The sequence below is a fragment of the uncultured Microbacterium sp. genome (assembly GCF_963521645.1).
Taxonomy (GTDB): Bacteria; Actinomycetota; Actinomycetes; order Actinomycetales; family Microbacteriaceae; genus Microbacterium.
This window is the reverse complement of sequence record NZ_CAUQVQ010000113.1, coordinates 1-6294: the sequence shown is the minus strand read 5'-3', so window position 1 is coordinate 6294 and position 6294 is coordinate 1. Positions and strand designations below refer to the sequence as shown.

At 69.2% G+C, this 6294-nt stretch carries 6 protein-coding genes; 3 read left to right on the top strand and 3 right to left on the bottom strand.

Annotation, left to right across the window (positions count from 1 at the left end; all coding sequences use genetic code 11):
- The 3 genes from RWO82_RS14690 to hisD all read right to left on the bottom strand — a co-directional run.
- Positions 1-737: aldolase/citrate lyase family protein (locus RWO82_RS14690; RefSeq protein ID WP_314428273.1), on the bottom strand; the 737-nt coding region annotated here is incomplete at its 3' end.
- The gene (locus RWO82_RS14685) at positions 737-1495 is read right to left on the bottom strand and encodes an SDR family oxidoreductase (RefSeq protein WP_314428272.1); all 759 of its coding nucleotides are present in this window, start codon (positions 1493-1495) and stop codon (positions 737-739) included. The genes RWO82_RS14690 and RWO82_RS14685, both read right to left, overlap by 1 nt.
- Positions 1492-2823: a histidinol dehydrogenase gene (hisD, locus tag RWO82_RS14680; protein ID WP_314428271.1), complete on the bottom strand. Its 1332-nt coding sequence runs from the start codon at positions 2821-2823 to the stop codon at positions 1492-1494. Before hisD ends, RWO82_RS14685 begins: the two co-directional genes overlap by 4 nt.
- 106 nt (positions 2824-2929) lie before the next feature.
- Here hisD and RWO82_RS14675 point away from each other — a divergent pair, with 106 nt between their 5' ends.
- The 3 genes from RWO82_RS14675 to RWO82_RS14665 all read left to right on the top strand — a co-directional run bounded on the left by RWO82_RS14675 (position 2930) and on the right by RWO82_RS14665 (position 6240).
- A complete protein-coding gene (locus tag RWO82_RS14675) occupies positions 2930-3925 on the top strand; it encodes a LacI family DNA-binding transcriptional regulator (protein WP_314428270.1) in 996 nt (331 codons plus the stop codon).
- Between the two features lie 134 nt (positions 3926-4059).
- A complete protein-coding gene (locus RWO82_RS14670) occupies positions 4060-5040 on the top strand; it encodes an ester cyclase (protein WP_314428269.1) in 981 nt (326 codons plus the stop codon).
- Between the two features lie 30 nt (positions 5041-5070).
- Positions 5071-6240 (top strand): cupin domain-containing protein, encoded by a 1170-nt coding sequence (locus RWO82_RS14665; protein ID WP_314428268.1) that lies wholly within the window; start codon positions 5071-5073, stop codon positions 6238-6240.
- The last annotated feature ends 54 nt before the right edge of the window (positions 6241-6294 follow it).

The window sequence follows — 6294 nt, the reverse complement described above, 5'->3', positions numbered from 1 at the left end:
CGCTCCGGGGATGCCAGCCTGCGCAGATGCGCCATGAGCGACGACGCGAGGTTGTAGACGACGAGGTCGGCGCCGTCGGCGAAGGCCGCGCTCGCGGCATCCTCGGTTCCCACGATGTCCATGCGCAGCGAGCCCGTGCGAGCGAGGGCGCCGTGCACGGTGGAGATCGCGTCGGGCACGGCGGGGTCGGCGGGAGAGGAGGATGCCGCCAGGTCGGCCGGACCGACCATGATGCCGTCGAGTCTCTCGGTCGCCACGATCTCATCGACGTGCGCGACTCCGCGCGGCGACTCGATCATCCCCAGCACCAGGGTGTTCTCGAGCCACGCGTTCCTGTGGTCCTCGGGCGCGACGAGGCCGAACCGTCCGGCGCGGCTGTACGTCGCGAAGCCGCGGTCGCCGAGGGGCGGGTACATCGCCGCGGCGACCAACGCTGCCGCATCCTGGGCCGTGTCGAGATGCGGGGCGAGGATCCCCTCCGCTCCCTGGTCGAGCACGCGCAGGACCTGCCCCCGGTCGTCCTCACCCACGCGCACGATCACGGGTACGCCGTGCACCTGCGCCAGCGCGACGTGGTGGCGCAGCGCGACGAGGTCGGCCGGGCCGTGCTCGCAGTCGATCAGCACGAAGTCGAACTCCGCGACCGCGAGCATCTCGACCAGCTCCTCCGACGGCATCCGCAGCAGGGCGCCGATCAGCTTCTCGCCCGCCCGCGCGCGGGTGCGCAGCGACGGCATCACGCCACCATCCCGGCCGACAGGTCGATGTCGGCGCCGCACATGCCGGGCATCCCCAGCATCGCGATGACGGCCGCGCCCACCTCGTGCTCCGTCACCATACGACCGAGAGCCGCGCGCGAGACGAAGGCGTGCTCGGCGTCGTCGACGCTGGTGCCCGATCTCTCCGCCTCGAGGCGGAAGTTGCGCTCCATGCGCGGTCCCTGCACGGGTCCCGGCGACAGCGAGTTCACCCGCACGCCCGCCGGCCCGACCTCGAACGCGAGCGTCGAGGTGAGTCCGATCACGGCTATCTTCGAGGCGCAATACGGCGTGCGGTGCGCGAGCGGACGCTTGCCCGAGACGGAGGCCACGTTGATGACGTCTCCCTCGCCCCGCGCGACCATGCCCGGAAGCAGCGCCTTGCACAGCAGGAAGGTGCCGCGCACGTTGACGGCGAACACCTCGTCCCAGTCGTCGACGTCGATGTCGGTGAGGGCAGCTACGGGGCCGGGGATGCCGGCGTTGTTCACGAGGATCGAGACCTCGGTGCCGTCGAGCCGTGCGCGCAGCTCGTCGACGGATGCCGCGTCAGCCACGTCGCACGTGAGCGCACGGGCTCGCGGGCCGAGCTCGTCGACGACCCGGCCGAGCTTCTCGGCATCCCTGCCGACGACGATCACGTGCGCACCGGCGGCGTGCAGCGCCCGGGCGATGGCCGCCCCGAGTCCGCTGCCGCCGCCGGTGATCACTGCCGTGCGACCCGTGAGGTCGGTCATCGCGACTCCGCGCCGACCGCCGCGTGGCTCTCGTCGATCCAGGCGAACTCGGTGCCGGCGTGACGCCACGCGCGGGCGTCTCCCGAGCGGGCGTGCCCCTCGAACAGCTCGACGCGGGCGGCGCGACCGCACACGGCGCCCAGCTCGGCCGACGACTCGGCGCTCTGCACCTCCTGGTACGTGACGGTGCGCAGGTACTTGCCGACCCAGAGGCCGCCCGTGTACCGCGCGGCACCCAGCGTCGGCAGCACATGGTTCGTGCCGATCACCTTGTCGCCATAAGAGACGCAGGTGTTCTCGCCGAGGAAGAGCGCGCCGTAGTCGTGCATCTTCGTCAGCGCCTCACGCGGATTCTGCGTGAAGATCTGCACGTGCTCGAAGGCGAGGTCGTCGGCGATCCGGTAGGCCTCGTCGAGGTCGTCGGCGACGATCACCTGGCCCCAGTCGCGCCACGCGGGGCCCGCGTAGTCGCGGGTCGGCATGCCGGGGAGGATCTTCTCGATCCAGTCCATGACCTCCTCGGCCAGTGCCTGCGAGGTCGTCACCAGCACGGCAGGCGAGTCGGGGCCGTGCTCGGCCTGCGACAGCAGGTCGACCGCGGTGAAGAACGGGTCGGCGTGCTCGTCGGCGACGATGAGGATCTCGGTGGGTCCGGCGAACAGGTCGATGCCGACCTCGCCGAACAGCTGCCGCTTGGCCTCGGCGACATACGCGTTGCCGGGCCCCGCGATCATGTTGACGGGGGCGATCGAGTCGGTGCCGACCGCCATCGCGGCGACCGCCTGCACGCCGCCGAGGATGTAGATCTCATCGGCGCCCGCCATCTTCATCGCGGCCACCGTCGCCGCGGGGATCTCGCCCCGGATCGGCGGGGTGCACGCGACCACCCGAGGGACTCCTGCGACCTTGGCGGTGATGATGGTCATGTGGGCGGATGCCGTCAGCGGGTACTTTCCGCCGGGGATGTACGCGCCGGCCGCCTGCACCGGCACGTGCTTCTGGCCGAGGAAGACACCGGGGAGGGTCTCCACCTCGATGTCGACGAGTGAGTCCCGCTGAGCCTGCGCGAAGCGCCGCACCTGGTTCTGCACGAACTCGATGTCGGTGATCACCTGCTCGTCGAGCGTGCTGATGATGTCCGCGATCTCCGCGTCGGAGAGGCGGTAGGAGTCGCGGCTCCAGTTGTCGAACTGCTCGGCGTACCGCCGCACGGCGTCGTCGCCGTTCTCGCGGATGTCGCCGATGATTCCCCTCACCCGCTCGGCGACGTCCTGCTGAGCGGTGTCCGCGAACGTCTTCGTCGGCGCGGTCTTGAGATGCAGGGGCATGGCCCTTCCTTTCATTGCATACGTATGTGCTGATTATGACCGCGTATGCACAGCGAGGTCAAGAGCGGTAGAATCCGGAGGACAGAGGGGGAGGCGGCACATGGTCGTGACCAGCCGAGACGTGGCCCGTTTGGCGGGAGTCTCACAGCCCACGGTGTCTCGCGCGCTGCGCGACGACGCGCGGGTGTCCGAGGCGACGAAGCTCCGGGTCCGCGAAGCCGCCCAGCTGCTGGGATACGTGCCGAGTGAAGCGGGGCGCGCGCTGTCGTCGGGGCGCACCCGGCGCATCGGGCTTCTGCTGACCGACCTCGACAACCAGTTCTACTCGCACATCATCGCCCCCGTGCACCGGGAGCTGGAGACCCTCGGCTATCAGCTGATGCTGCACACCGAGTCGGCCGACAACGACACGATCGTCGAGAGACTGCTCGCGAACGGCCTCGACGGCGTGATCCTCGCCACCACCACCGTCGACTCGGTCGCGCCTCTGCGCCTCAGAGACCGCGGCCTGCCGTTCGTCTACTTCAACCGCACCGGCTCGTTCGTCGAGGCGGATGCGACGGTGGTCGACCCGTCGCCGGGATACCGCGAGGCCGTGAAGCGCGCCGTCGAGCTCGGCCACTCCCGGGTCGGGGCGGTGCTCGGCCCGAGCAACACGAGCACGGCGCAGAGCCGCGAGGCGGCACTGCGGAAGGCGCTCGCCGGGCAGGGCGTCGCGCTCGACGAGGCTCTCGTGCGGCGGGTCCCCTACGGCGCGGCCGAGGGCGAGGCGGCGGCCGCCGAGATCCTCGCGGGGGCGGATCGGCCGACGTTGCTGTTCTGCGGCAACGACGTGGTCGCGTACGGTGCGCTGAACGCCGCGCATCGTGCCGGGCTGCGGGTGCCCGAAGACCTCTCGGTCGTCGGCTTCGACGACCTTCCCGAGGCGGCGTGGCCCATCATCGACCTGGCCACGATCGGCTACGACATCGCGGGCATGGCGCGCACGGCGGCCGATCTCATCGTGCGACGCATCGAGGATCCCGCGGCCGAGCTCGAGAACGCCAGGTTCGAATCGGCGTTCACTTCGCGGCGCACACTCGACGCCGCCCCCGCATCCTGACCGCCCCACGGCCGATGATCACCGTGTGCGCAGGATCGTCTCTTGCGTCGCATTGTGCATACGCATACACTGACCAGGACGAAGCCAGCGATCACCGATGAACCGCAGCTTCGCATCCTGAAGGAGTGAAAAGCGTGTCTCTCGACCCGGTTGCCTATCTGCCGTACAAAGACCCCGACGACTTCATCCGTGAGGTCACAGATCTGATCTGGGTCGATCGGTCGATCAGCTTCATCCGCGAAAACTACGAGCCCGATTCGATCGTGCACGGCGCCTACGGCACCTCGACCACGCGGCAGGAGGTCATCGAGGGCACGCTCATGCGCATCTCGGCGACGCCCGATCGCACCGGTCAGGCCGAGGACGTCATCTGGGAGGCTCGCGGCGACGACGCGTTCCTCAGCTCGCACCTCGTGCTGTCGGGGCACCTGCAGACCTCGGCGCACAGTCGCACCATCGCGAACTGCCTGTACCGCAAGGGCCGCATGGTCGAGGAGTGGGTCGTGCGCGACTCGCTCGCCGGCGCGCTCGAAGTGGGAGCCGACCTCGACGAGCTCGCCCGTGCGCAGGCGTTCCGCGGATACACGGGCTCATGGACCGAGCCGGCCCCCGCCGACCCGATCGCGAAGGGCGACTCGGGCGTCCGACCCGACGAGTACCGCTCCGAGGTCGAGACCGTGATCGACATGATCCAGACGGTGTGGAACGAGCGCGACCTGCAGAAGGTCGAGAAGTTCTTCCACCGCGACCTCGTGCTGCTGACGGTCGGCAACCGCGTGGTCATCCGCCCCGAGGGCTACCGCCGCGCGCTGCTGCGGTTCCTCGAGTCGTTCCCCGCCGGGCAGTTCGAGATCCGCGACATCCAGACCAACTACGACGTGCGCTATGCGGGCCTGCGCGTCGCCGTGACGTGGAAGTTCGTCGGCGACTACAACGGAGTGCCCAACTACGGCAGCCTCACCGGCAAGCCCGTCGACGTGCTCGGCATCTCGCAGTTCACGTTCCACCAGGGCGCCCTCGTCAAAGAGGTTCGTCTGTGGGACGACATCGCACTGCGCGCCCAGATCGCGGGCACCCGCGGCGACGAGCCCGCGGCCTTCAGCAACATCTACTGATCACCGACTGATCGACTAGGAGAAGAAGAAATGAGCAACGCCACCGTCGACCAGGTCGACGTCATCGTCGACGCGGACGAGATCGCACGACGCACCATCCGCCGCTCCGACTGGGTGCCGTGCAATTCGGCGTTCATCGACTGCCGCACCCCGGGCTCCGACCGCAAGGAGAACTACTCCTTCATCGGTGCCGGTGTCTCGCAGAACGCCAGCCAGTACGTGAACCTCGAGGTGAAGCACGGCTTCAACACCGGTGCCGCCGGTATGCCGAACGGCATCTCCAACAACCTGCATCTGCACTTCACGGCCGAGGTCTTCATCAACCTCGGCGGCGAGTTCCGCCTCCGGTGGGGCGTCGACGGAAAGCAGGGCGAATACATCAGCCACGACGGCGACATCGTCACGATCCCCACGTGGATCTTCCGCGGCTTCACGAACGAGGGACCGGATGACGGCATCCTCTACACGGTGCTCGGCCGCGACGACAACGGCGGCATCATCTGGGGCCCCTCGGTGCTGCGCGAGGCGGAGTCGTACGGGCTGCACCTCACGGCCGACAACAAGCTCATCGACACGGTCGCGGGCGACGTGCTGCCCGACGACGTGCCGCTGATCACGCCCATGAAGCAGCACTACATCGACGAGCTCACGACCTACACGGTCGAGGACATGCGTTCGCGGGTCATCCAGCCCGGCGACCGCAAGTACTCGGCGGCGGCGCTGCTGTGCGCCGCGGTCGACGGCGGCCGCGTCGAGCTCGCCACCGCGATCGGCTACGGCATGAGCGAGAACCGTCGCCAGGTGCCGAACGTCACCGAGCCGCACTCTTTCAACCTCGCGTGGGTCAAGGCCGAGCCGGGGCAGGGCGTGCTGCGCCACCGTCACGACAAGACGCAGGCGCTGCTGTTCAAGACCGGTCGCTGGGAGGTCACGCTCAACGGAGACCCGTCGACGACCGTCACGCTGGGCGCGGGCGACACGTTCTCGGTGCCCGAGGGCAGCTGGCGCTCGTACGTCTGCGTCGAGGGCGACGAGACCGGCACGGGCACGGTGCTCGTGATCAACGGCGGTGACGACCGCGTCTACCTCGAGTGGGCCCCTGAGGTCGTGGAGACGGCCGCAGCGGCCGACTGGACCATCGACCCCAACGGCTACCTCGCCCCGCTCGGGGTGATGGTCACCGCCACGGAGGATGACTGAGATCGACGGGGCGCGGGGGGCTTCGGGCTCCTCGCGCCCCGGCGCCGTCGCGGG